This window comes from Methylomonas sp. LL1, from assembly GCF_015711015.1.
Taxonomy (GTDB): domain Bacteria; phylum Pseudomonadota; class Gammaproteobacteria; order Methylococcales; family Methylomonadaceae; genus Methylomonas.
In genome coordinates this window covers 3,283,506-3,306,009 of sequence record NZ_CP064653.1, presented here as the reverse complement: position 1 = coordinate 3,306,009, position 22,504 = coordinate 3,283,506, and the positions used below count along the sequence as shown (strand labels likewise).

Genomic DNA, 22,504 nt, shown 5'->3' with positions numbered 1-22,504 from the left:
AAACTGGTGGGTGAGCCAAGGCGAAAGAGGGTTTAAGTCCGAGGATGTTTGCAGGGTTCACGGCAGTCGCTCTCCGATCACCGCCATCATCCGTCCCACTGTCGCGGTCGATAATTCGATCAGTGGCGCGGGCAGCAAGCCGAACCAGACAATGCCGATCACCAGGATGCCCGAAGCCATTAATTCGACCGGTTTCAGGTCGCTGATGCGCTGCATCTGCGGTTTGACCGGACCGGTGAACAACAAGCCGATGGTGCGCATGGCATAGGCGGCGCTGATTAGGATGCCGAGGCTAAAAAACAGCATCAGTCCGCCCCATTGTTGAAAGCCGCCGATCAGCGTATGCAGTTCGGCGATAAAGCCGACCGAGCCGGGTAAGCCCATGGCCGCCAACAACGTCAGCGTGGTGAAGGCGGCGAAGCGCGGCATCACCTGTACCAGCGAACTGTAATCCTGAATATTGCGGGTATGGGTGCGTTCGTACAGCAGGCCGATTAGCAGAAACAAGGCGCCGGCAATCAGGCCGTGCGCGCTCATTTGCAAAATGGCGCCGGTAAAACCGGTCTGATTCAAGGCGGCGATGCCCAGCAGCACCACGCCCATGTGGCTCAGCGACGAATAAGCCACCATGGCCTTCAGATCGCGTTGGCGCCAGGCCAGCAAGCCGCCGTAAATCATGCCGAACAAAGCCAAAAACACCAGCACAGGCTGAATCAATTTAGCCGCAACCGGCAGCATCACCACCGTGCGCAGCAAACCGTAGGCACCCATCTTCAACAGTATGCCGGATAGCAGTATGCTGACCGGGCTGGGGGCTTCGACGTGCGCCAGCGGCAGCCAGCCGTGCAGCGGGAATATCGGCATCTTCACGCCGAAACCCAGCAAAAAGCCCAGTAACACCAGCACTTGTTCCAGCACCGGCATGCTTTGCGCCGCTTGCCCCATCGAAACCATCAACGAGCCTTGATGCTCCAGATCGTATTGACTGATCGCCAATAGGCTGAGCAGCATGAACACCGAGCCGCCCATGGTGTACAGCACAAAATTCAAACTGGCCGCGTGCCGGCGCTTGCCGCCCCAGCGGCCGATCAGAAAAAACAGTGGGATTAGCGTGACTTCCCAAAAGATATAAAACAAGGCCCAGTCTTGCGCCATAAACACGCCGAGCATGCCGAATTCCAGCAGCAGAATGCAAATGTGATAGCCCTTGACCCCGTCGGTTATCGAATACGACGCCAGCAAAGCGATGGAAGTCAATAACGTTGCCAATACCAGCATGGGCATCGACAGCCCATCGACACCCAGTGCGTAGGCGCTGCCCAGCTTGGGATTGAGTGGATAGAATTCGCCGAATTGCATTGCGCTATTGCCGGCATCGAAGTCCATCAGCAGCCAGCAAGTCAGTAAAAATGCACTCAAGGTGATCAAATTGCCGAGGATTCTGATTAGGCCAATACGGTCGCCGGAAACCGGAACCAATATTAGCGCCCCCAGCGCCGGGGTCCACAGCAGTGCGCTTAAGATTGCCATTGTTAGAAGTAGCGTTAAGTCCAATATGCGGTACATTCTAAAGGAGTTTGGTTGAAATAGGCCAATTTTAAAAAAATTGGTTTATTTCAACCCATTTGGCTGGGCGTTTTATCCGGCCATGCGCTATTTAAATGGCGAGGGCGGCCGAATTTTTTATCATGATCCCGCTGGTTTGATTTCGCAAAGCCGGTGGCATCGTGTACTCTAGCCGGCCACAATTTTTTCAGTTTTGTCCAGAGGGGCTCCGAAGCCATGCACCACAATGCCGCCATATTTATGACCGATCGGCCTCGTTATATTCGGCTGAATTTAGCGGGCCGTCTCCGCAAGGCGATATGCCGTCCGGCCTCGCATAAAGCATGCAAATCCATCTAATTGCGGTCGGCAACAAAATGCCGGACTGGGTGCGGCAAGGTTATAATGAATATGCTAAACGCCTGCCGCGCGAATGCGAGCTGGTGTTGAAGGAAATCGCCCCCGATAAGCGCCGTGGCGGCGACATTGCCCGTATCACCAAGGACGAAGGCGAACGCATGTTGGCGGCGCTACCCGCCCGTGCGCATATGGTGACGTTGGACATACCCGGCAAACCCTGGACTACGCCCGATTTGTCCAAAGCGCTGGAACGTTGGCTGAGTTATGGCCAGCCGGTGGCGTTGATGGTGGGCGGGCCGGAAGGATTGTCCGCCGAGGTAAGGGATATGGCGCGGGAATCCTGGAGCCTGTCCCCGCTGACTTTCCCCCACCCCCTGGTGCGAGTCATTGTGGCTGAACAAATCTATCGCGCCTGGAGTCTATTAAATAATCATCCTTATCACCGTTAATTCCATGACACCACAGATTGTGCTTGCCTCCGCCTCTCCTCGCCGCAGTGAATTACTGACTCAGATCGGCATTCGCCATTTGATCAAGGCGGTGGATATAGACGAAAGTCCTTGGCCGCATGAATCGCCCTTGGCTTATGTGGAGCGGGTGGCAACGGAAAAATCGGCGGCTTGCCGGGCATTATTGCAGGATAATCTGCCGGTTTTAGCCGCCGATACCAGCGTGGTCTGCGACGGTCTGATCATGGGCAAACCGGATAATCTTGAGCATGCCTTCGCCATGCTTGGCCGCTTGTCCGGCCGCAGCCATCAGGTCTATAGCGCGGTATCGCTACGCGGCGATCATCATTGGCAGGCGGTCAGCGTCAGCGAGGTCAGATTCAGGCCCTTGAGTCAGGCGGAAATCGTTGCCTACTGGCACACCGGCGAGCCGTGTGACAAGGCCGGTGCTTACGCCATTCAAGGCTTGGCCAGTATTTTTATCGAATCGATTACGGGCAGTTTTTCCGGCGTGATGGGCTTGCCGCTGTTTGAAACCGCACAACTATTAGCCAAACAAGGGATTAAAGTCATCGCATGAGTGAAGAAATATTAATTAACGTCACGCCGCCGGAAACCCGGGTGGCGGTGATCGAAAACGGCGTATTGCAGGAATTGATCATCGAGCGCGTGCGCCAGAAAGGCCTGGTTGGCAATATTTACAAGGGCGAGGTCTGCCGGGTTTTGCCCGGAATGCAGGCAGCGTTTATCGACATCGGTCTGGACAAGGCGGCCTTTTTGCATTTATCCGATTTCAACAGCCAGGAGTTGGCCGGCGGATCGGACAATATCGAACATTATTTGAAGGAAGGCCAAAAGATCGTGGTGCAGGTTACCAAGGACCCCTTGGGTAATAAGGGCGCTCGCCTGACCACCGACATTTCGATACCGTCCCGCTATCAGGTCTACATGCCTTATGCCGCGAATTCCGGCGTATCGCAACGCATAGAGTGCGAGGAAGAGCGGGTAAGGCTTAGGGCCTGTATCGAGAGCTATTTGCAAAAGCACACGGTGCCCGGCGGCTTCATCGCCCGTACCGCCGCCGAATGCGTGGAAGACGTGATTCTGTATTCCGACATGACCTTTTTGCACAAGCTGTGGGAATCGATCCTGGACAAGAGCAAAAAGGCCAAGGTCAAATCCCTGATCCACGAGGACTTGCCGCTCAGCGTGCGCACCTTGCGCGATTTGTACAAGGAAGGCATCGAAAAAGTCCGGGTCGATTCCAAGGAAACCTTTTTACGCCTGGTGGAGTTCGCCGAAACCTTCGTGCCGGAAATCGTCTCGGTGATCGAGCATTATTCCGGCGAGCGGCCGGTGTTCGACATCTACAACGTCGAGGACGAAATCAGCAAGGCGCTGGACCGCAAGGTCAAGCTCAAGTCCGGCGGCCATCTAGTGTTCGATCAGACCGAATCGATGACCACGGTCGATGTCAACACCGGCGGCTATGTCGGTGGCCGTAATCTGGAAGAAACCATCTTCAAGACTAATCTGGAGGCGGCGCAGACCATTTCCAGGCAACTGCGGCTGCGAAATCTGGGCGGCATTATCATCATTGATTTCATCGATATGCAGAGCGATGACCATAAGAAGCAGGTGCTGACCGCATTGCAGCGCAATCTGGACAAGGATCACGCCAAGACCAAGATCACCGAAGTGTCGGCGCTGGGCTTGGTGGAAATGACCCGCAAGCGCACCCGCGAGAGCCTGGAGCATATCCTGTGCGAGCCTTGCTCTACCTGCGGCGGCCGCGGTGTACTGAAAACCGCCGAATCGATCTGCCTGGAGATTTTCCGCGAAATCATCCGGGTGGTGCGGCAATACAGCGTGCAGCAGATTCTGGTGCTGGCTTCCGAGCAGGTGGTGGAAATGCTGCTGGACGAGGAAGCCGATATGCTGGCCGAGCTGGAAGTATTCCTGAAGGTCGCGATCAAAATTCGGGCCGAATCCGAATACAATCAGGAACATTACGACGTGGTTTTGTTGTAGGTATTAAGTTTTGTGATTCATCATCTGACCCGCGCTACCCGTCATTTATTGTTTTGGTCGCTGATTGCGGCCGCGATTTTATTGAGCGTGGTGCGAATTTTTCTGGCCGATATAGAAGATTATCAGGCCGCGCTCGAACAAAAAATCCGCCTGACCACCGATCTTCCGATTCGTATCGGTACCATGGAAGCCGGCATGCGCGGCTTCAATCCCGAAGTGATACTCAGAGGGATCAGCATCGAGGCGGCCGATCCGCGTAATAAGCCGGATATCCAGCTGCGGGAAATTCGGCTCGGTATCGATTTCATGGATTTGCTGCTGACCCGCGACCTGCTATCGTCCAGCCGAGTGACGCTGGTGGGGGCCAAGGTCAGCCTGATTCGCAATCTGGACGGCAGTTTGATTGTCAAGGGATTGCAGGCCAGTGACGAACAGCCGTTGTGGTTGTTACGGGGTGGAAAATACGAAATTCTGGACAGCGAAATTACCTGGCAAGATTTGAAGCGTCATGGCGAAGCCGTGCATTTCGATCGTTTCGATTTGGTGTTGAAAAACCATTATTTCGACAAAAGCCACGAAGTGCATTTAACCAGCAAGTTACCTCGGCATTATGGCGACAGTCTGCGCATTTCCGCCCTGCTCAAGGGCAATATTTTCGAAGGCAAGGACATCGAAGGCCAGCTTTACATTGAGGGCAGCGACCTGCAAGCCGGCCCGTTGATCACCGGCGACTTGCCGCTAGGTTTGAATCTGCAATCGGGCGCCGGCGACATCCGGCTTTGGAGCTTTTGGCGAAATTCCAGCCCTTACCAAGTGGCCGGTTATATTCAGGCCCAACAGCTCAAAATCAGCAAAAATCAGGGCAAGCCGCTGGCGATGGATACCTTTGAAGCTAGCTTCACCTGGAGCGATAACGATGGGCGTTGGCGGCTGGCGGGCTATGACGTCAACATCTTCGCCAATCATCAACGTTGGCCTGACGGGGCGTTTTATCTACAACTGGATGCGCAAGAAAACCTATCCGCCGTCATCAAGCAACTGGATTTACCGGCGGCCATGCTGCTAGCTCCGCTGGTGATGCCGGCCGATAACGATTACAGCGAGTGGTTGGCGCTGAATCCCAAGGGCCGTCTGCGGGATGTCAGTGTCTATGTCGACAAGGGTTTTCAGCAATATGCCGCCAGCGGTAAATTCGACCAACTGGGTAATCAACAGTTTGAAGCAATGCCGAAATTGCAAAATCTGAGCGGACAATTCAGCGTCACTCACGATTACGGCCAAATTATATTAGACAGTCAAAATGCCCAATTCGACGCGCCGAACTGGTTCAGAAATGCCATCGACATCAAACGCTTGCACGGCACGCTGCATTGGTGGCAAACGGCCGATGCCTGGCAGTTTTTTAGTCAAGGGTTGGCGGCCGACAGCGCCGATTTTGCCACGGTCAGCAATCTGAACTTGCTGTTGCCCAAGTCCGATGCTTCACCGGTGCTCGATTTGCGCACGAAGTTTGGACAGTTTAACGACATCAGCCAAGCGCCTAAATATTTACCGGCCAAAATCATGGACGAGGGCGCGGTCGACTGGTTGGACCATGCTTTCATCTTTGGCCAGGTCAATCAAGGCGAGCTGGTTGTCAACGGTGCGTTGGATCAATTTCCGTTCGCCAACGGGCCGGGACGATTCGAAACCGTGTTCGTCATCGAAAACGGCGAGCTGCAATTCAACGAAGAGTGGCCGCATCTGCGCGATTTGTATGCCGATGTGCGGTTTTGGGGCGAGGACCTGCAGGTGGCGATAGCGGAAGGCGGCAGTGAAAAGGTCGAGATCGATCAGGCTTTGGTCACCATTCCGGCCTTGGCCGATAGCGAGCATGTCTATGTCTGGGGACAGGTCCACTCAAAAATCATGAACAGCCTGGCTTTTTTGCAAAAATCCCCGCTAAGGCAAAAGATAGATCCCATAGCTAAACTGATCAACAGCGAAGGCGATGCCCGCGTCGATCTGGATTTAAAAATTCCTTACGCCGAGACCGAACCGGTCAAGGTCAATGTTGATGCACATCTAAATGGCGCGCAATTAACCGTCAAGCCGATTAATTTAAGAGTGGACGGCATCAAGGGGATTTTGAATTTCACCGAAGAGCGTATCGGTAGCACTCGCATCGATGCCCGCACCTTGGGTTATCCGGTCCAGGGCCATTTGAGTAGTGACGACCAAGCGACCTATTTGGCTATCGAAGGTATAACTAGCGTCGAGATGCTGGAAAAACAATTCGCTCTTTTGCACCATGACAGCGTCAATGGCGCATTTTCTTATAACGCCCGCCTGACGCTACCTTACCAAACTCAGTTGCCGGGCTTGTTGAGTATAACCACCGGATTAAAAGGCGTCAGCATCGAGGGTTTGACGGGGCTGACCAAAAGCCCGAACGAGGAGAAGCCGCTAAGCCTGGATTTTCAATTCGACGATACGGCGAAATTACCACTGGAACTGCACTATAGCGACCAATTACAGGCTTTGTTTTTGATCGATAAAAATCGCGACACGCTGCATTCGGCGCATATCGTATTCGGTCCGGGCCAGGCTTATCGCTTTGAACCCGTGGGTCTAAAACTGGATGTGAGGCAGCCCGTTTTTAATCTCTCTCAAGCGCTAGCCGCTTTCAGCGCGAGTGACAAAGCCAAGCAACTTGAAGCTAGAGAAGTTAATATCGATACCGACCAATTGATCTGGCAAGGCCGGGAACTGGGGGCATTCCAATCGCGCCTGCGGCATCTTAATCAGAGCTGGCAAGGCAGTATCGATAGCGCGATGGCCAAGGGGCGTTTCATTATTCCGGATCAGCTTGGCGGCAACAATCGCATCAACCTGGATATGGATTTTCTTAACCTTTCGGCCATGGATAAATTCAGTCTCGAGGCAGCCGACGAGGTTGTGACCGATTTACCGTTGATCGACATCCAGAGCAAACAATTATGGTGGCGATCGGTGGAGCTAGGGGCGCTTAAATTGCAGACCGAGCGCTTGATCAATGGTATTCATTTCAAGAAAGTTCAATTGCACGGTCCAAAAAGCAAAATCGATCTGACGGCCGACTGGCTCAAACAGTTGACGGGCACGACAACTCAAATCAAAGGTAAGTTGCAAGCCGATGATTTCGGCGAGTTTCTATCTCAATTGGGATTTACCGACGATATTAAGGAAACCACGGCCGACATCAGTTTCAAGGGCGATTGGCGAGGCGGGCCGCATCAATTTGGTTTGGATAGACTGAATGGCCAATTGCAGATCGACCTGAAGGATGGGCGTATTTCCAGTATCGAGCCCGGCTTTGGCCGTTTGTTGGGATTAATCGCGATGGAACAGTGGGTCAAGCGGTTGAGTCTGGATTTCAGCGATGTCTATCGGCAGGGATTGGCTTTCGATCAAATCAAGGGCCGGTATAAAATCAAGGATGGGATGGCATTTACCGACGATCTGACAGTGGACGCGGTGGCTGCAACCTTTAATTTGGCGGGTTTCGTCAATCTGGCCGACAAGACGCTGGATCAGCGGGTCGCCGTAGTGCCCAAGAGTTCCGGCGCGGTGCCCATTGCTGGTACAATCGTGGGAGGTATCGCCAGTATCATCACCCAGGTGGTGACCGATGATTATAAAGAGGGCTATTTTTTCGGCTCGCAATATCAGTTGTCGGGTGCCTGGGGCAACGTCCAGGTCACGCCCTTGCATGACGAGGATGGTTTGCTGAATAAAACCTGGCGTGGACTAACTGATTTCGGCTGGCTCACTGATTGATGAAACAGATATGGGTCAGGGTCAGTTGTGATTGCCAGGCTTGCCTATAGTCTTCCGGCGACCGCCTGATATTCGTGGTGATGCATTTCAAAAATAATAAACAACCTAGGAATACTCTATGACAATCTGTTCAGCCATACAGATGGCCTCGGGCCCGCAAGTCAATGCCAATCTTTTGGAAGCGGAGCGGCAAATTGCCGAAGCCGCCAAGGCCGGCGCCAAACTGGTCGCATTGCCGGAAAACTTCGCCATCATGGGTATGAACGAATACGATAAGGTCAATGTTCGGGAAACCGATGGCGATGGCCCGATTCAGGACTTTCTGGCCTCGGTGGCTAAAAAATACGCGGTCTGGGTGGTCGGTGGCACGCTGCCGATGGTCGCCAACGCGGACCGAAAAGTACGCGCCAGTTGCTTGGTTTACGACGATCAAGGCCATCGCGTGGCCCGGTATGATAAGGTGCATCTGTTCGATGTTAGTGTTCCGGATACCGCCGAAGAATACCGCGAATCCGATTCGGTGGAAGCCGGCGATCAATCTTGCGTGATCGATACGCCGTTTGGCCGTTTGGGCATCGCGGTTTGCTATGATTTGCGTTTTCCTGAGTTTTTCCGCCCTATGTCCCGCAAGGGCTTGGATATTTTGGTGATTCCATCGGCATTTACCGCCAAAACCGGCGCGGCGCATTGGGAAGTTTTGTTACGCGCGCGGGCGATCGAAAACCTGTGTTACGTAATTGCACCCAATCAAGGCGGTTTTCATGTCAATGGCCGGCAAACCTTCGGCCACAGCATGATTGTCGATCCCTGGGGAGTCGTGCTGGATTGTTTTAAAATCGGGCCAGGCATTGTTTGCGCCGATGTGGATAAAAGCCGGCTTGAAAAGACTCGTGCCGCCTTCCCGGCTCTTGAACACCGCCGGTATTTTTGCGAATGAAAGCTATGTTGAAAAACTTGGTTTACGGTTTGCCGACCTTGCTGTTGTTGGGTTGCGCGGATACCTCCGATCGATACCGCGACATCCACCAACTAGAAATGCCGCCAGTGTTGCCGATTGAGCACACGCATACCCAACCGGTAGTTGCCCCAGACGATCTCAAGCCCAGGTCATCGGCCTTGGCGGACCTGATGGCTTTTGAAGACGATGGCAGTAAACCGGTACTGACGCTGAAAACCCGTCCTGAACGGGCCTGGGAGATGGTAGCTACCGCACTCAAAATCAGCAATATTGAAGTGTTGGACAAAAACCGGGAAGAAACCCGCTTCCAGGTCAAATACGACCCCGATACCGGTGGCAAGGAAGAGAGCGTACTGGATGTGTTTTTCAACAATGACTACGCCGAAGCCGAATACATCATCACCCTTAAAGAAGGTGTCCGCGGCATGGTGGTGAATGTCGCGCTGAATAAGCCGGACGAACTTGAGTTTGGCGAAGATGGTTCCGCCGAGCTGGTGCGTCTGTTGCATAAAGCCATAGATGAAAAAATCATCAATCGCGACCGGAACAAAGAAGAGGAATAAATTGCTGCTTATTCTTGGCCAGGTTGCCATCGTACTGGCTGGGAATATCAATTCTCTAAGGCGAGAGTAGTTTTTTTTGTTTTCTGTATTGATGACGGCATGTACGCAACAACTGATTGGTGAGCATCATTTCCTCTTGGTTGACTTGAGCAATACGCGGTTAAAAACATCCTGCAATTGAGCTTGGGGATATGGTTGCAACTTATATCCGGGATTTATTAATGGCTTTTTCCCAAAAAATATTAATGAGATTAAATCGATTCGCTTGATTGCGGCCTGAGTAAACACCGCACCTGTAAGGGCGACTAAAAAAATTACAGTAGTACGCAGTAAAGGATAATTGATGAATTGCGAAGTGAGTGATATTCCCCAGGAGATGAAATAAATATGTGTCGCATATATTTCAAGTGTAATGGAGCCAAAGAACCTTAATACCAGAAAATTTGGTTTGAATTTATCGAAATATATTCCAAATAACCCCAGTAGCGCAAAAATTGCAGCGTAAGCAGTTACGTAGTTGTATATACGATTTACAATTAATAAAATTATATTTGGAGAGTCAGAAAAAAATAGTTCCAATGAGCTGTTCCCAACACGTTGCCAGATAGGAAATAGCATCAAAAATGCAAGTCCAGATATTAGCATGGTGCCATTACTTGGTTGAAGACTTGCGTGATATTTTCGCCAGGCGGTACCCATGATAAAAAATAGGAAATGCCAGCAAACAAGCTTAAACCCAAGGATGTTTGAACTGGGATATAAAAGCGCGATCATATTCAATAAGCAATAGAACGCTAAAGCAATAGTGAGTGTGTGTATTTTGGAAATTATTCGGCAAATTATGATTAGAAAATTGAGAAGGAATAGCACCCATAAAAACCAAAGTCCGCCAGCATCTGGGGACTTAATGACTTGGAATATAAAATCGCTGATGCTAATTGTAGACTCACCTTGTGAATAGTTCATCCATAGGAATGTTAATGGCAGCCAAGCAAAAAACGGTATAACCAAACTCAGAAAGCGTTTTTTTAGTGTGAGCCACGGTGTTTTTGAATCATTTGATGAGACGTAGCCACTTATAAAAATGAAAAGCGGCATGTGGAATGAATATATTAAGCGGAACGCTAAATTTGAATCGTAGTCAGGACTGCTGAACTGGAGTACATGTCCTACGACGACAAGTAATATCAATAAGCCACGCAAAGCGTCAATTGAAGGGATTCTGTTAATTGGAGTTGCGGTCGTATTCATCTTTCAATGCTAAAAAATTCTGGTTTTTCTGGTAAGGGGTGATGAGTTGGCGCATATTATGATCGATTTAGTAGATTCGAAGTTAAATGCTTCGGCACCAAGCCCGAACCTCTACACCAGGCTGTCGTCAAAATGGAACTGTGAAGCTCGGATTGATGGCGTCTAACTGCGGTGGCCTATTAGTTTAATGATCAGTAAATCCAATTTTTGCGTGTTGGCCGATTGTGTTGGCTTAAAGCATTTAAAATCGCAACATCCTTTACGCTTATTTATCGCGTCTGCTTTGGTACTGTTAAGGGTCTCTGTATTAATGATGGTCGGATTGTTGTCTGTCGCAACAAGGGTTTGATTAACTCGTTTGGTTCGGCTTGCTGAATTGACCGGTGGTTTTCCCATTTATGCTTTTGTAGGATGGTCTGTGCTATATTTTGCTACCTTTATTGCGGAGCCTTCCGCGCCTCGGATAATTCATGCTGCTATGAGCTATAACAAAGTTTTTTCAATGGTTTTGCTGGCAATGCTTGCCCAAGCTTGCGGACAAACCGGTCCGTTATATTTGCCCGATAGCCCTCCACCCATTTATGTGCCGAAAGAAGTGCATACAAAAGATCAATAATTATGGATTTTTTCAATTATCGGCAAAATCGACTTTTTGCCGAAGAGATTGCCGTTGACCAAATTGCCGCCGAATTCGGTACACCTTGCTATATTTATTCGCGCGCGACCTTGGAAAGGCATTGGCATGCATTCGATAACGCCTTCAATGGGCATGCTCATTTAATTTGTTATGCCGTCAAGGCCAATTCCAATCTGGCGATATTGAATTTGCTGGCCCGTCTGGGGTCAGGTTTTGATATCGTTTCGGTCGGTGAAATGCGGCGAGTGTTGACGGCCGGCGGCATACCGGAAAAAATCGTGTTTTCCGGCGTCGGCAAGCGCGAGGATGAAATTCGGGCGGCCTTACAAGTTGGCATACGTTGTTTTAATGTAGAGGTCAGCGGCGAGTTGGATAGGATTAATCGTCTGGCGGGTGAGTTGGGCGTGGTTGCGCCGGTATCATTCAGGGTCAATCCGGATGTCGATGCCAAGACTCACCCCTATATTTCCACGGGCTTAAAAGAAAATAAATTCGGCATCGATATTCAGCAGGCCATTCACGAATACCGCCGCGCGGCGCAAATGCCTAATATCAAGGTGGTCGGTATCGATTGCCATATCGGCTCGCAATTAACCGAAGTATCGCCTTTCCTGGATGCGTTGGATCGTGTCTTGGCATTGGTCGATCAGTTGAGGGACGAGGGTATTGTCTTACGTCATCTCGATCTGGGGGGCGGCCTGGGCATTTGTTACCGAGACGAACAGCCGCCGTTGCCATTCGATTATGTTTCGGCCATCCTGCGGCGATTGGCTGGGCGGGATTTTGAAATCATGCTGGAGCCAGGGCGTGCCATTGTCGGCAATGCCGGTATCTTGCTGACTAGAGTGGAGTATTTGAAGCCGACGGAGGGTAAAAATTTTGCGATTATCGATGCGGCAATGAATGATTTGGTGCGGCCGGCTTTATATGGCGCCTGGCAAGAGATTATTCCGGCCGATACCGCGAGTTACGCCGAACAGCAGGCCTGGGATATCGTAGGCCCAGTATGTGAAACCGGCGATTTTCTGGGTAAAAATCGGGAAATGAAAATCCTGCCCGGCGACTTGCTGGCGGTGCGTTCGGCTGGCGCTTACGGTTTTACCATGAGTTCAAACTACAATTCGCGTCCGCGTCCGGCGGAAGTGATGGTCGATGGCGGCCGAGTGCATTTGATCAGAGCCAGAGAAGGCATTGAGCAATTGTGGTCTGGCGAGCAGTTGCTGCCTTAAGAAGAATTATGCAGATTAACTTTACCAAAATGCAGGGCTTAGGCAATGATTTTGTCGTTATCGATGCTATCAATCAAGCCATTGCCTTGACTGCCGAGCAAATTCGTTTTATCGCGGATCGGCATTTTGGCGTGGGCTGCGATCAGCTGCTGTTGGTGGAAAGGCCGGTCAGGGAAAATGCCGATTTCAAATACCGGATTTTCAACGCCGATGGCGGCGAGGTGGCGCAATGCGGCAACGGCGCCCGCTGCTTTGCTCGCTTTGTCCGGGATAAAAAACTAACCGATAAAAGTGAGGTTGTCGTCGATACCGATGCCGGACAACTGTTACTGCGTTTCGATGCCGAAGGCTTGATCACGGTTAATATGGGTATTCCGAAGCATGCACCTGCACAAATTCCTCTATTAATGAAAGAAGAGTCGCTGCTTTATCATGTAGAAATAGGCGGCACACCGGTCAATTTTGCCGCTGTTTCGATGGGCAATCCACATGCGGTGATTCAGGTAGAAGATGTCAGGCAGGCCCCTGTTGAAACAATCGGGGCTCAATTGGAGCAGCATAAATTGTTTCCGCAACGAGTCAATGTTGGTTTTATGGAGGTCTTAAGCCGACGAGAGATTCAACTGCGGGTTTATGAGCGCGGCGCGGCCGAGACACTGGCTTGCGGCAGTGGCGCTTGCGCAGCAGTGGTGGCTGGTATTGAGCAGGGTTTACTCGATGATAAGGTCGGTGTCAGCTTGCCTGGAGGGCACTTAATGATTGAATGGGCTGGGCGTGGGCATCCGGTTTTGATGACAGGCCCAGCCGTTTCGGTTTACGAAGGTCAAATACAGACATGAACGATCAGCAGCACGCGCTATTAAGCGAAGCACAGGTAGCGGCTTATTTACAGCAACATCCCGAGTTTTTTCATGCTCATCTTGATTTGCTGGAGAGCATGCATATTCCTCATCCGAGCGGAAATGCCATATCGTTGATTGCCAAGCAATTGGAGCTTTTCAGAACTCGACATCAAGAGCAAGAAAATCAGTTGACCGCATTGATCGATATTGCTCGCGAGAATGACGCGGCTTTCAATCGCATGCACGAACTGACTCTGGCGATGTTGGAGGCGAATTCATTGGAAGATGCGGTCGCCAATTTAAGTGAAGTATTGGCGGAATGTTTTCTTACCGATTTCGTGGCGATTAAAATTATCAAGCAACATCCGAACTCGCCTTTAAATAATATTTTTGTTGATCCGGATGATGCGGGCTGGAAGCATTTCACTAGTGAATTAACTGGCAATCAACCGAAATGCGGGCGTCCGACTCTGGCGCAAGCCCGCTTTCTGTTTGGCGATGCGGCGGCGGAAGTACGGTCGAGCGCGATCATTCCAATGGCATTTACTCGGCTGGAAGGTTTATTGGCTATTGGCAGTCGGGACGAAGCGCGATTCCATTACAGTATGGGGAGTTTATTTCTGACTCAGATGAGCGAAATCATCGGTACCCGCTTAATTTCACTGCTTCAGGACATGGAATAAAAATGTCCGATCAAGCCCGGCAGGCCGTAATCAAGTTTTTGAACTATTTGAGCGGTGAGAAAAGGGCTTCAAAGCATACCTTGTCCGGCTATCAAAGGGATTTGGCCCGACTGCAAAATTATTGTTCCGAACACAACATCCAGGATTGGCGGGAGCTAAAGCCGGCCGACATAAGGCTGTATATTGCCGGCAGGCATAAGGGCAATATCGGCGCAAAATCGATCCAGCGTGAATTGGCGGCTTTCCGAAGCTTTTATCGGTTTTTGCTGAAAAATCAAATCGCCGAACAAAATCCACTGCTGACTATTCAAGCCCCTAAAGCCGCAAAAAAATTGCCGAAAAATCTGGATGTGGATCAAGTGGCGGGTATGCTCGATGCGAAACCCGATGTCGTACTGGAAGTACGCGATCTAGCCATGTTTGAGTTGTTTTATTCGTCGGGTCTTCGGCTCAGCGAGCTGGTGATGCTTGATGTGAAAGATATTAACTTCACCGAGGGTGTGTTGCGTGTACGCTTCGGTAAAGGCGGAAAGCAAAGGCAGGTGCCAGTTGGAGCAAAAGCACTGTGCGCGGTTGAGAAGTGGTTGAAACATCGCCCCGACGTGGAGACGTCGGCATTATTTGTTTCGGCGCGCGGCGCGCGGCTGGGGCAACGCAGTGTTCAATTGCGCTTGGAAAAATGGTGTAGTAAAAATGGCTTGTCGGAGCATATTCACCCGCACATGTTGAGGCATTCTTTTGCCAGTCATTTGTTGGAATCCAGTCAGGACATCAGAGCCGTTCAAGAGTTGTTGGGGCACGCGGATGTCAGTACGACCCAAATCTATACCCATCTGGATTTTCAGCATCTAGCAAGTGTCTATGATAAAGCTCATCCTCGCGCTAAAAAATCAAATCAAGAATAATTTCAGTAAGATAGTCTCGGATTTGTTCGTTGAAATAGGCGCGGATTGTGAATTATCTGAGGTGTGCTAAACGCTTATTTAGGATTTTTTAAATAATTGCTTGACGAGAGTAATAAACGATGTAAAATGGGCGGCTCATCAGGGTTGACGGGAAACGAAGTTGAAGGCGCCCTGGTTGATGCGGTAAGTGTTTTTTAGTGTTGGGTTTATGTTTTATTTTTGGGTTGTTGGTTTTTGCGAAAGACCTGAAAAAATAAATTTGACAACGATTTAAATCGCTGTATAATGCATCGGCTCAACAGGACGAAACGTCCTGGCTCTTTAAAAACTTAAATCGAAATAATTTGTGTGGGTATGTGGATCGACCTGTTTCTGTCAGAAATAGTCGACACAGAATCCACGTCAATTCGCAAGAAGAGATGTTCTGTAGTCGAGCCAAGATTGGATACTAATCTTATTTAGTATCAAGTTAAAATTAAACTGAAGAGTTTGATCATGGCTCAGATTGAACGCTGGCGGTATGCTTAACACATGCAAGTCGAACGGTAGCAGGCCTTCGGGCGCTGACGAGTGGCGGACGGGTGAGTAATGCATAGGAATCTGCCTATTAGTGGGGGATAACGTGGGGAAACTCACGCTAATACCGCATACGACCTACGGGTGAAAGCAGGGGACCTTCGGGCCTTGCGCTAATAGATGAGCCTATGTTGGATTAGCTAGTTGGTAGGGTAAAGGCCTACCAAGGCGACGATCCATAGCTGGTCTGAGAGGATGATCAGCCACACTGGGACTGAGACACGGCCCAGACTCCTACGGGAGGCAGCAGTGGGGAATATTGGACAATGGGCGAAAGCCTGATCCAGCAATACCGCGTGTGTGAAGAAGGCCTGAGGGTTGTAAAGCACTTTCAATAGGAAGGAATACCTATCGGCTAATACCCGGTAGACTGACATTACCTATACAAGAAGCACCGGCTAACTCCGTGCCAGCAGCCGCGGTAATACGGAGGGTGCAAGCGTTAATCGGAATTACTGGGCGTAAAGCGTGCGTAGGCGGTTGTTTAAGTCAGATGTGAAAGCCCCGGGCTTAACCTGGGAACTGCATTTGATACTGGGCAACTAGAGTTTAGTAGAGGGGAGTGGAATTTCAGGTGTAGCGGTGAAATGCGTAGAGATCTGAAGGAACACCAGTGGCGAAGGCGGCTCCCTGGACTAAAACTGACGCTGAGGTACGAAAGCGTGGGTAGCAAACAGGATTAGATACCCTGGTAGTCCACGCCGTAAACGATGTCAACTAACCGTTGGGTTCTTAAAGAACTTAGTGGTGGAGCTAACGTATTAAGTTGACCGCCTGGGGAGTACGGCCGCAAGGCTAAAACTCAAATGAATTGACGGGGGCCCGCACAAGCGGTGGAGCATGTGGTTTAATTCGATGCAACGCGAAGAACCTTACCTACCCTTGACATCCAGAGAATCTGTTAGAGATAGTGGAGTGCCTTCGGGAACTCTGAGACAGGTGCTGCATGGCTGTCGTCAGCTCGTGTCGTGAGATGTTGGGTTAAGTCCCGTAACGAGCGCAACCCTTATCCTTAGTTGCCAGCGGGTCATGCCGGGAACTCTAGGGAGACTGCCGGTGATAAACCGGAGGAAGGTGGGGACGACGTCAAGTCATCATGGCCCTTATGGGTAGGGCTACACACGTGCTACAATGGTCGGTACAGAGGGCAGCGAACTCGCGAGAGTAAGCAAATCCCAAAAAGCCGATCTTAGTCCGGATTGCAGTCTGCAACTCGACTGCATGAAGTCGGAATCGCTAGTAATCGCGGATCAGAATGCCGCGGTGAATACGTTCCCGGGCCTTGTACACACCGCCCGTCACACCATGGGAGTGGGTTGCAAAAGAAGTAGGTAGTTTAACCTTCGGGAGGGCGCTTACCACTTTGTGATTCATGACTGGGGTGAAGTCGTAACAAGGTAGCCCTAGGGGAACCTGGGGCTGGATCACCTCCTTACAAAGACGGAACACCGATTCACGTACTCACAACAAATTATTTCGATTGAAAGACACACCTGGGTCTGTAGCTCAGTTGGTTAGAGCGCACCCCTGATAAGGGTGAGGTCGGAGGTTCAACTCCTCCCAGACCCACCAACTAACGAAAAAAGGCAATCGTCTTTGATCTGATTAGGGGCCATAGCTCAGCTGGGAGAGCGCCTGCCTTGCACGCAGGAGGTCGGGAGTTCGATCCTCCCTGGCTCCACCATTTGTCATGATGTGGCGAGGTGAGAGTAAAAGGTGTTGTCGGTTTGAAGCTTGTAGGAACATCAGCGCTATGCGGTTTTATCGATCCGATAAAGACTGCATAGCATTGGTATTCGTATCAATAGCTCTTTAACAATGTGGAAATCTGTAACAAAAATCACGATCTGCCAAGATCGCGATTAAAACGAGTTGCAGTTTGTGGTGGCAATTGTTGCAAAACAAGCGCTAAAAAACAAACGGCAAAGCGTTCTCAAGCAAAACATCAGCGAACATGTCAGCTGACAAATAACTTAGATAAGTAAGCCTAACGAAGCCAAAGATGAAAATCCAAAGCCGAGTGACAGCAGACGTATTCGGGTTATATGGTCAAGTGAATAAGCGCATACGGTGGATGCCTAGGCAGTAAGAGGCGATGAAAGACGTGGTAGCCTGCGATAAGCTTCGGGGAGGTGGCAAACAACCTTTGATCCGGAGATGTCTGAATGGGGAAACCCGGCGCGCATAAGCGCGTCATCTTTGAGTGAATACATAGCTCACTGAAGCGAACCCGGAGAACTGAAACATCTAAGTACCCGGAGGAAAAGAAATCAACCGAGATTCCCTAAGTAGTGGCGAGCGAACGGGGACTAGCCCTTAAGCTAGAGAAATGTTAGTGGAACGGTCTGGAAAGTCCGGCGATACAGGGTGATAGCCCCGTACACGAAAATGTCTCTTTAGTGAAATCGAGTAGGTCGGAGCACGTGAAACTTTGACTGAATATGGGGGGACCATCCTCCAAGGCTAAATACTCCTTACTGACCGATAGTGAACCAGTACCGTGAGGGAAAGGCGAAAAGAACCGCGGAGAGCGGAGTGAAATAGAACCTGAAACCGTATGCGTACAAGCAGTGGGAGCCCCTTCGTGGGGTGACTGCGTACCTTTTGTATAATGGGTCAGCGACTTACATTTTGTGGCAAGCTTAACCGAATAGGGGAGGCGTAGCGAAAGCGAGTCTTAATAGGGCGTTTAGTCGCAAGGTGTAGACCCGAAACCGGGCGATCTATCCATGGCCAGGCTGAAGGTTGGGTAATACTAACTGGAGGGCCGAACCCACGTCTGTTGAAAAAGACGGGGATGAGCTGTGGATCGGAGTGAAAGGCTAATCAAGCTCGGAGATAGCTGGTTCTCCTCGAAAGCTATTTAGGTAGCGCCTCGTGTATCACTGCTGGGGGTAGAGCACTGTTTCGGCTAGGGGGTCATCCCGACTTACCAACCCGATGCAAACTCCGAATACCAGCAAGTGCAAGCACGGGAGACACACGGCGGGTGATAAGGTCCGTCGTGAAAAGGGAAACAGCCCAGACCGTCAGCTAAGGTCCCCAAATCTATGCTCAGTGGGAAACGATGTGGAAAGGCACAGACAGCCAGGAGGTTGGCTTAGAAGCAGCCATCCTTTAAAGAAAGCGTAATAGCTCACTGGTCGAGTCGGTCTGCGCGGAAGATTTACCGGGGCTAAGCATAGTACCGAAGCTACGGATTTACGCGTTAAGCGTGAGTGGTAGAGGAGCGTTCTGTACGCCTGCGAAGGTCAATTGAGAAGTTGGCTGGAGGTATCAGAAGTGCGAATGCTGACATAAGTAACGATAAAGAGGGTGAAAAACCCTCTCGCCGTAAACCCAAGGTTTCCTGCGCAACGTTAATCGACGCAGGGTTAGTCGGCACCTAAGGCGAGGCCGAAAGGCGTAGTCGATGGAAAACAGGTTAATATTCCTGTACCAGTTGTAACTGCGATGGGGTGACGGAGAAGGCTATATCAGCTGTCGGTTGGAAGTGGCAGTTTAAGCGTGTAGGCATGACTCTTAGGCAAATCCGGGAGTCTCTATGCTGAGGCGTGATGACGAGCTGTTCTTCGGAACAGCGAAGTGATAGATGCCCTGCTTCCAAGAAAAACCTCTAAGCTTCAGGTTACAAGTGGCCGTACCCTAAACCGACACAGGTGGGTGGGATGAAAATTCTAAGGCGCTTGAGAGAACCCAGGTGAAGGAACTAGGCAAAATGATACCGTAACTTCGGGAGAAGGTATGCCCTCATGTCGTGAAGTGACTTGCTCACGGAGCGGAAGGGGGTTGCAAAAAATCGGTGGCTGCGACTGTTTAGCAAAAACATAGCACTCTGCAAACACGAAAGTGGACGTATAGGGTGTGACGCCTGCCCGGTGCTGGAAGGTTAATTGATGGGGTTATCTTCGGAGAAGCTCTTGATCGAAGCCCCAGTAAACGGCGGCCGTAACTATAACGGTCCTAAGGTAGCGAAATTCCTTGTCGGGTAAGTTCCGACCTGCACGAATGGCGTAACGATGGCCACACTGTCTCCACCTGGGACTCAGTGAAATTGAAATCGCTGTGAAGATGCAGTGTACCCGCGGCTAGACGGAAAGACCCCGTGCACCTTTACTATAGCTTGACACTGGACTTTGAACCTACTTGTGTAGGATAGGTGGGAGGCTTTGAAGCAGGAACGCCAGTTCTTGTGGAGCCAACCTTGAAATACCACCCTGGTATGTTTGGAGTTCTAACCTCGATCCATTATCTGGATTAGGGACAGTGTCTGGTGGGTAGTTTGACTGGGGCGGTCTCCTCCCAAAGAGTAACGGAGGAGCACGAAGGTACCCTCAGCCTGGTCGGAAATCAGGCAATGAGTGCAAAGGCATAAGGGTGCTTGACTGCGAGACGGACAAGTCGAGCAGGTACGAAAGTAGGTCTTAGTGATCCGGTGGTTCTGTATGGAAGGGCCATCGCTCAACGGATAAAAGGTACGCCGGGGATAACAGGCTGATACCGCCCAAGAGTTCATATCGACGGCGGTGTTTGGCACCTCGATGTCGGCTCATCACATCCTGGGGCTGAAGCAGGTCCCAAGGGTATGGCTGTTCGCCATTTAAAGTGGTACGCGAGCTGGGTTCAGAACGTCGTGAGACAGTTCGGTCCCTATCTGCCGTGGGCGTTTGAGATTTGAGGGAAGCTGCTTCTAGTACGAGAGGACCGAAGTGGACGAACCTCTGGTGTTCCAGTTGTCCTGCCAAGGGCATTGCTGGGTAGCCACGTTCGGACAGGATAACCGCTGAAAGCATCTAAGCGGGAAGCCCCTCCCAAGATGAGATCTCACTGGGACTATAAGTCCCCTGAAGGGCCGTCGGAGACTACGACGTTGATAGGCACGGTGTGGAAGTCCAGTAATGGGCGTAGCTAACGTGTACTAATTGCCCGTGAGGCTTGACCATATAACACCCAATGCGTTTGGGTAGGTCAGACGACAATAGCTGATAAGCAACTGAGAACGAAAAACTCGATACAGATTTCCATGAAAAACAGGTCAAGGCAAAAGCCGCGGTGAACACCCATCAAAAGTGAGCACGCGAGAGAAAAGCCTAAGGGAACAAAGCCCAATGAGGCCATGAACCTAACCTGTGCATGACGGTTGGATAATAGATCCAGCCAAACCAGTTTGCTTGGTGAACATAGCGAGCGTGAACCACCCGATCCCATCCCGAACTCGGAAGTGAAACCGCTTAGCGCCGATGATAGTGTGGCAGGTTGCCATGTGAAAGTAGGACATCGCCAAGCTCTTAAATTTAAAAGCCCATCTACTCATGATGGGCTTTTTTTTGCCCGCTCGCTTGCGCGGATACACTTTGTTAGATAGCTCATGATGAAGCGGTGTATGATAGAGCTTACATTCTTACCGTTGCTGCGGACCTGATGCTGGCACATAATAAATCCTTCCACCTAAGCTGTCTTGCGGCTGTTCTAATCAGTGCTAGCAGCTTTGCAGCCACAACAGCCCAAGATTGGGCGGCAGTTACAATTCCCACAACAAGCTCCAATGGTCAAAGCATAGGCGCCTACAACAGCGGTTGTCTGAGTGGTGCCGTAGCCTTGCCTATATCCGGCTCGGGCTATCAAGTCATGCGTTTGTCGCGCAACCGATATTATGGACATCCTTTGTTAATCGAATTTATACAGCAGTTAGGGCAAATAGCGGATGCTGAAAATCTAGGAACTTTGTTAATCGGGGACTTAGCCCAGCCCCGTGGAGGGCCAACTCTTAATGGCCATCGCAGCCATCAAACTGGTTTGGACGTGGATATATGGTTTTTGTTGTCGGAAAAACTGAATAACCGGTTGCTGACCCATAACGAACGCGAAACTTGGAATGCACCGTCAATGGTGGATATAAAAGCGGATACCGTGGACTACCAACGATGGACTCGAGCGCATGAAAAAATTCTCGAACTGGCGGCGAGCCAGCAGGAAGTTGACCGGATTTTTGTCAATCCAAGCATCAAGCAGACGCTATGCGAGCATAAAACAGATTCATCAGCTGGGTGGCTCAGAAAAATCCGTCCTTGGTGGAAGCACGATGATCATTTTCATGTGCGTTTGAAATGCCCTAAAGACAATTTGCATTGCGAAGGACAAGAAACCTTGCCTGAAGGCGATGGCTGTGATGCCGGTTTGGCGTGGTGGTTTTCCAAAGAAGCAAAAGCACCGACAAAGCATGCGCCGCCGATACCACCTCCCCCGTTACCGGCATTATGTGAACAGGTTCTGAGTCAATAACGGATTATTGCGAGCGCCAATTTTCGTGCTTTAGACTGGCAGTATAGTTCGATTTCAAGGCTAAATGGTCCAGAAATTTACTGATCATGATCCAACTCAGCAAACAGACCGTTGCAATGCCGTGACGTCTTAGCCGATATTTGACCTGATTGTTTTGACTTTTACGACGGGAGGTATTTCGCCCGACGACCACGGTGCGAGCCTAACGGATTGGACTGAAACGTAGTTGGGCAACTGACGAAAGCAGAGGCCGAACGGGTAAGCAAATTGAAAGAGGCCGCGGAACAATCTGGGTGGGTGTGACGATCGAGAATGTACAGCTTAAATAGGTATAAATGCCTGGGCCGCGTGCGGAAATATTGCAAAAAGCCTGTTCCATGCTATAACTTGCTAAC

Annotated in this window: 14 protein-coding genes, 2 tRNA genes and 3 rRNA genes; 17 read left to right on the top strand and 2 right to left on the bottom strand. The window is 50.6% G+C overall.

The genetic code is table 11. The features are described from left to right. Positions 1-57: 57 nt before the first annotated feature. Positions 58-1,530: a complex I subunit 4 family protein gene (locus IVG45_RS15380; RefSeq protein ID WP_196434675.1), complete on the bottom strand. Its 1,473-nt coding sequence runs from the start codon at positions 1,528-1,530 to the stop codon at positions 58-60. Positions 1,531-1,889: 359 nt separating this feature from the next. On the opposite strand from IVG45_RS15380, the gene rlmH reads away from it, so the two are divergent. The 6 genes from rlmH (at position 1,890) to IVG45_RS15350 (ending at position 9,704) form a co-directional block, all read left to right on the top strand. Beyond that, positions 1,890-2,354 (top strand): 23S rRNA (pseudouridine(1915)-N(3))-methyltransferase RlmH, encoded by a 465-nt coding sequence (gene rlmH / locus IVG45_RS15375; protein WP_196434674.1) that lies wholly within the window; start codon positions 1,890-1,892, stop codon positions 2,352-2,354. A gap of 4 nt (positions 2,355-2,358) precedes the next feature. Continuing rightward, a complete protein-coding gene (locus IVG45_RS15370) occupies positions 2,359-2,934 on the top strand; it encodes a Maf family protein (RefSeq protein WP_196434673.1) in 576 nt (191 codons plus the stop codon). Beyond that, on the top strand, positions 2,931-4,385 hold the full coding sequence (gene rng / locus IVG45_RS15365) for a ribonuclease G (RefSeq protein ID WP_196434672.1): 1,455 nt from the start codon (positions 2,931-2,933) through the stop codon (positions 4,383-4,385). Before IVG45_RS15370 ends, rng begins: the two co-directional genes overlap by 4 nt. A 12-nt stretch (positions 4,386-4,397) precedes the next feature. Continuing rightward, positions 4,398-8,183, top strand: a complete 3,786-nt coding sequence (locus tag IVG45_RS15360) for a YhdP family protein (protein ID WP_196434671.1) — start codon at positions 4,398-4,400, stop codon at positions 8,181-8,183. 118 nt (positions 8,184-8,301) lie between these two features. After that, positions 8,302-9,120 (top strand): carbon-nitrogen hydrolase family protein, encoded by an 819-nt coding sequence (locus IVG45_RS15355; protein ID WP_196434670.1) that lies wholly within the window; start codon positions 8,302-8,304, stop codon positions 9,118-9,120. Beyond that, entirely contained in the window at positions 9,117-9,704 is a 588-nt protein-coding gene (locus IVG45_RS15350; protein ID WP_230874610.1) for an outer membrane protein assembly factor BamC, read from the top strand. The genes IVG45_RS15355 and IVG45_RS15350 overlap by 4 nt, the downstream gene beginning before the upstream one ends. A 126-nt stretch (positions 9,705-9,830) precedes the next feature. Here IVG45_RS15350 and IVG45_RS15345 read toward each other — a convergent pair whose 3' ends face one another. After that, entirely contained in the window at positions 9,831-10,955 is a 1,125-nt protein-coding gene (locus IVG45_RS15345) for an acyltransferase family protein (RefSeq protein WP_196434669.1), read from the bottom strand. 478 nt (positions 10,956-11,433) lie between these two features. Between IVG45_RS15345 and lptM the strand changes: the two genes are divergently transcribed. The 11 genes from lptM to mepA all read left to right on the top strand — a co-directional run bounded on the left by lptM (position 11,434) and on the right by mepA (position 22,109). Further along, a complete protein-coding gene (gene lptM, locus IVG45_RS22695; RefSeq protein WP_330165397.1) occupies positions 11,434-11,571 on the top strand; it encodes an LPS translocon maturation chaperone LptM in 138 nt (45 codons plus the stop codon). A gap of 2 nt (positions 11,572-11,573) precedes the next feature. Beyond that, positions 11,574-12,821, top strand: a complete 1,248-nt coding sequence (lysA, locus tag IVG45_RS15340; protein WP_196434668.1) for a diaminopimelate decarboxylase — start codon at positions 11,574-11,576, stop codon at positions 12,819-12,821. Between the two features lie 8 nt (positions 12,822-12,829). Further along, entirely contained in the window at positions 12,830-13,660 is an 831-nt protein-coding gene (gene dapF / locus IVG45_RS15335) for a diaminopimelate epimerase (RefSeq protein ID WP_330165365.1), read from the top strand. Continuing rightward, positions 13,657-14,346: a DUF484 family protein gene (locus tag IVG45_RS15330; RefSeq protein WP_196434667.1), complete on the top strand. Its 690-nt coding sequence runs from the start codon at positions 13,657-13,659 to the stop codon at positions 14,344-14,346. Before dapF ends, IVG45_RS15330 begins: the two co-directional genes overlap by 4 nt. 2 nt (positions 14,347-14,348) lie before the next feature. Beyond that, positions 14,349-15,251: a tyrosine recombinase XerC gene (gene xerC, locus IVG45_RS15325; RefSeq protein ID WP_196434666.1), complete on the top strand. Its 903-nt coding sequence runs from the start codon at positions 14,349-14,351 to the stop codon at positions 15,249-15,251. Positions 15,252-15,728: 477 nt separating this feature from the next. Beyond that, positions 15,729-17,262, top strand: a 16S ribosomal RNA gene (locus IVG45_RS15320). Positions 17,263-17,322: 60 nt separating this feature from the next. Then, positions 17,323-17,399 (top strand) — tRNA-Ile (locus IVG45_RS15315). 36 nt (positions 17,400-17,435) lie between these two features. Next, positions 17,436-17,511 (top strand) — tRNA-Ala (locus IVG45_RS15310). A gap of 363 nt (positions 17,512-17,874) precedes the next feature. Beyond that, a 23S ribosomal RNA gene (locus IVG45_RS15305) occupies positions 17,875-20,770 on the top strand. Positions 20,771-20,997: 227 nt separating this feature from the next. Further along, positions 20,998-21,113, top strand: a 5S ribosomal RNA gene (gene rrf, locus IVG45_RS15300). The 16S, 23S and 5S rRNA genes sit together here with 2 tRNA genes alongside, the layout of an rRNA operon. Positions 21,114-21,248: 135 nt before the next feature. Then, positions 21,249-22,109: a penicillin-insensitive murein endopeptidase gene (mepA, locus tag IVG45_RS15295; RefSeq protein ID WP_196434665.1), complete on the top strand. Its 861-nt coding sequence runs from the start codon at positions 21,249-21,251 to the stop codon at positions 22,107-22,109. Positions 22,110-22,504: the final 395 nt, after the last annotated feature.

Excerpts from the sequence above, each read along its gene's own strand:
- IVG45_RS15350 (WP_230874610.1), top strand. The coding sequence starts at position 9,117 with ATGAAAGCTATGTTGAAAAACTTGGTTTACGGTTTGCCGACCTTGCTG.
- rlmH (WP_196434674.1), top strand. The coding sequence starts at position 1,890 with ATGCAAATCCATCTAATTGCGGTCGGCAACAAAATGCCGGACTGGGTG.
- rng (WP_196434672.1), top strand. The coding sequence starts at position 2,931 with ATGAGTGAAGAAATATTAATTAACGTCACGCCGCCGGAAACCCGGGTG.
- IVG45_RS15380 (WP_196434675.1), bottom strand. The coding sequence starts at position 1,530 with ATGGCAATCTTAAGCGCACTGCTGTGGACCCCGGCGCTGGGGGCGCTA.
- xerC (WP_196434666.1), top strand. The coding sequence starts at position 14,349 with ATGTCCGATCAAGCCCGGCAGGCCGTAATCAAGTTTTTGAACTATTTG.
- mepA (WP_196434665.1), top strand. The coding sequence starts at position 21,249 with ATGCTGGCACATAATAAATCCTTCCACCTAAGCTGTCTTGCGGCTGTT.
- IVG45_RS15370 (WP_196434673.1), top strand. The coding sequence starts at position 2,359 with ATGACACCACAGATTGTGCTTGCCTCCGCCTCTCCTCGCCGCAGTGAA.
- IVG45_RS15345 (WP_196434669.1), bottom strand. The coding sequence starts at position 10,955 with ATGAATACGACCGCAACTCCAATTAACAGAATCCCTTCAATTGACGCT.
- IVG45_RS15355 (WP_196434670.1), top strand. The coding sequence starts at position 8,302 with ATGACAATCTGTTCAGCCATACAGATGGCCTCGGGCCCGCAAGTCAAT.
- IVG45_RS15330 (WP_196434667.1), top strand. The coding sequence starts at position 13,657 with ATGAACGATCAGCAGCACGCGCTATTAAGCGAAGCACAGGTAGCGGCT.
- lysA (WP_196434668.1), top strand. The coding sequence starts at position 11,574 with ATGGATTTTTTCAATTATCGGCAAAATCGACTTTTTGCCGAAGAGATT.
- dapF (WP_330165365.1), top strand. The coding sequence starts at position 12,830 with ATGCAGATTAACTTTACCAAAATGCAGGGCTTAGGCAATGATTTTGTC.
- lptM (WP_330165397.1), top strand. The coding sequence starts at position 11,434 with ATGAGCTATAACAAAGTTTTTTCAATGGTTTTGCTGGCAATGCTTGCC.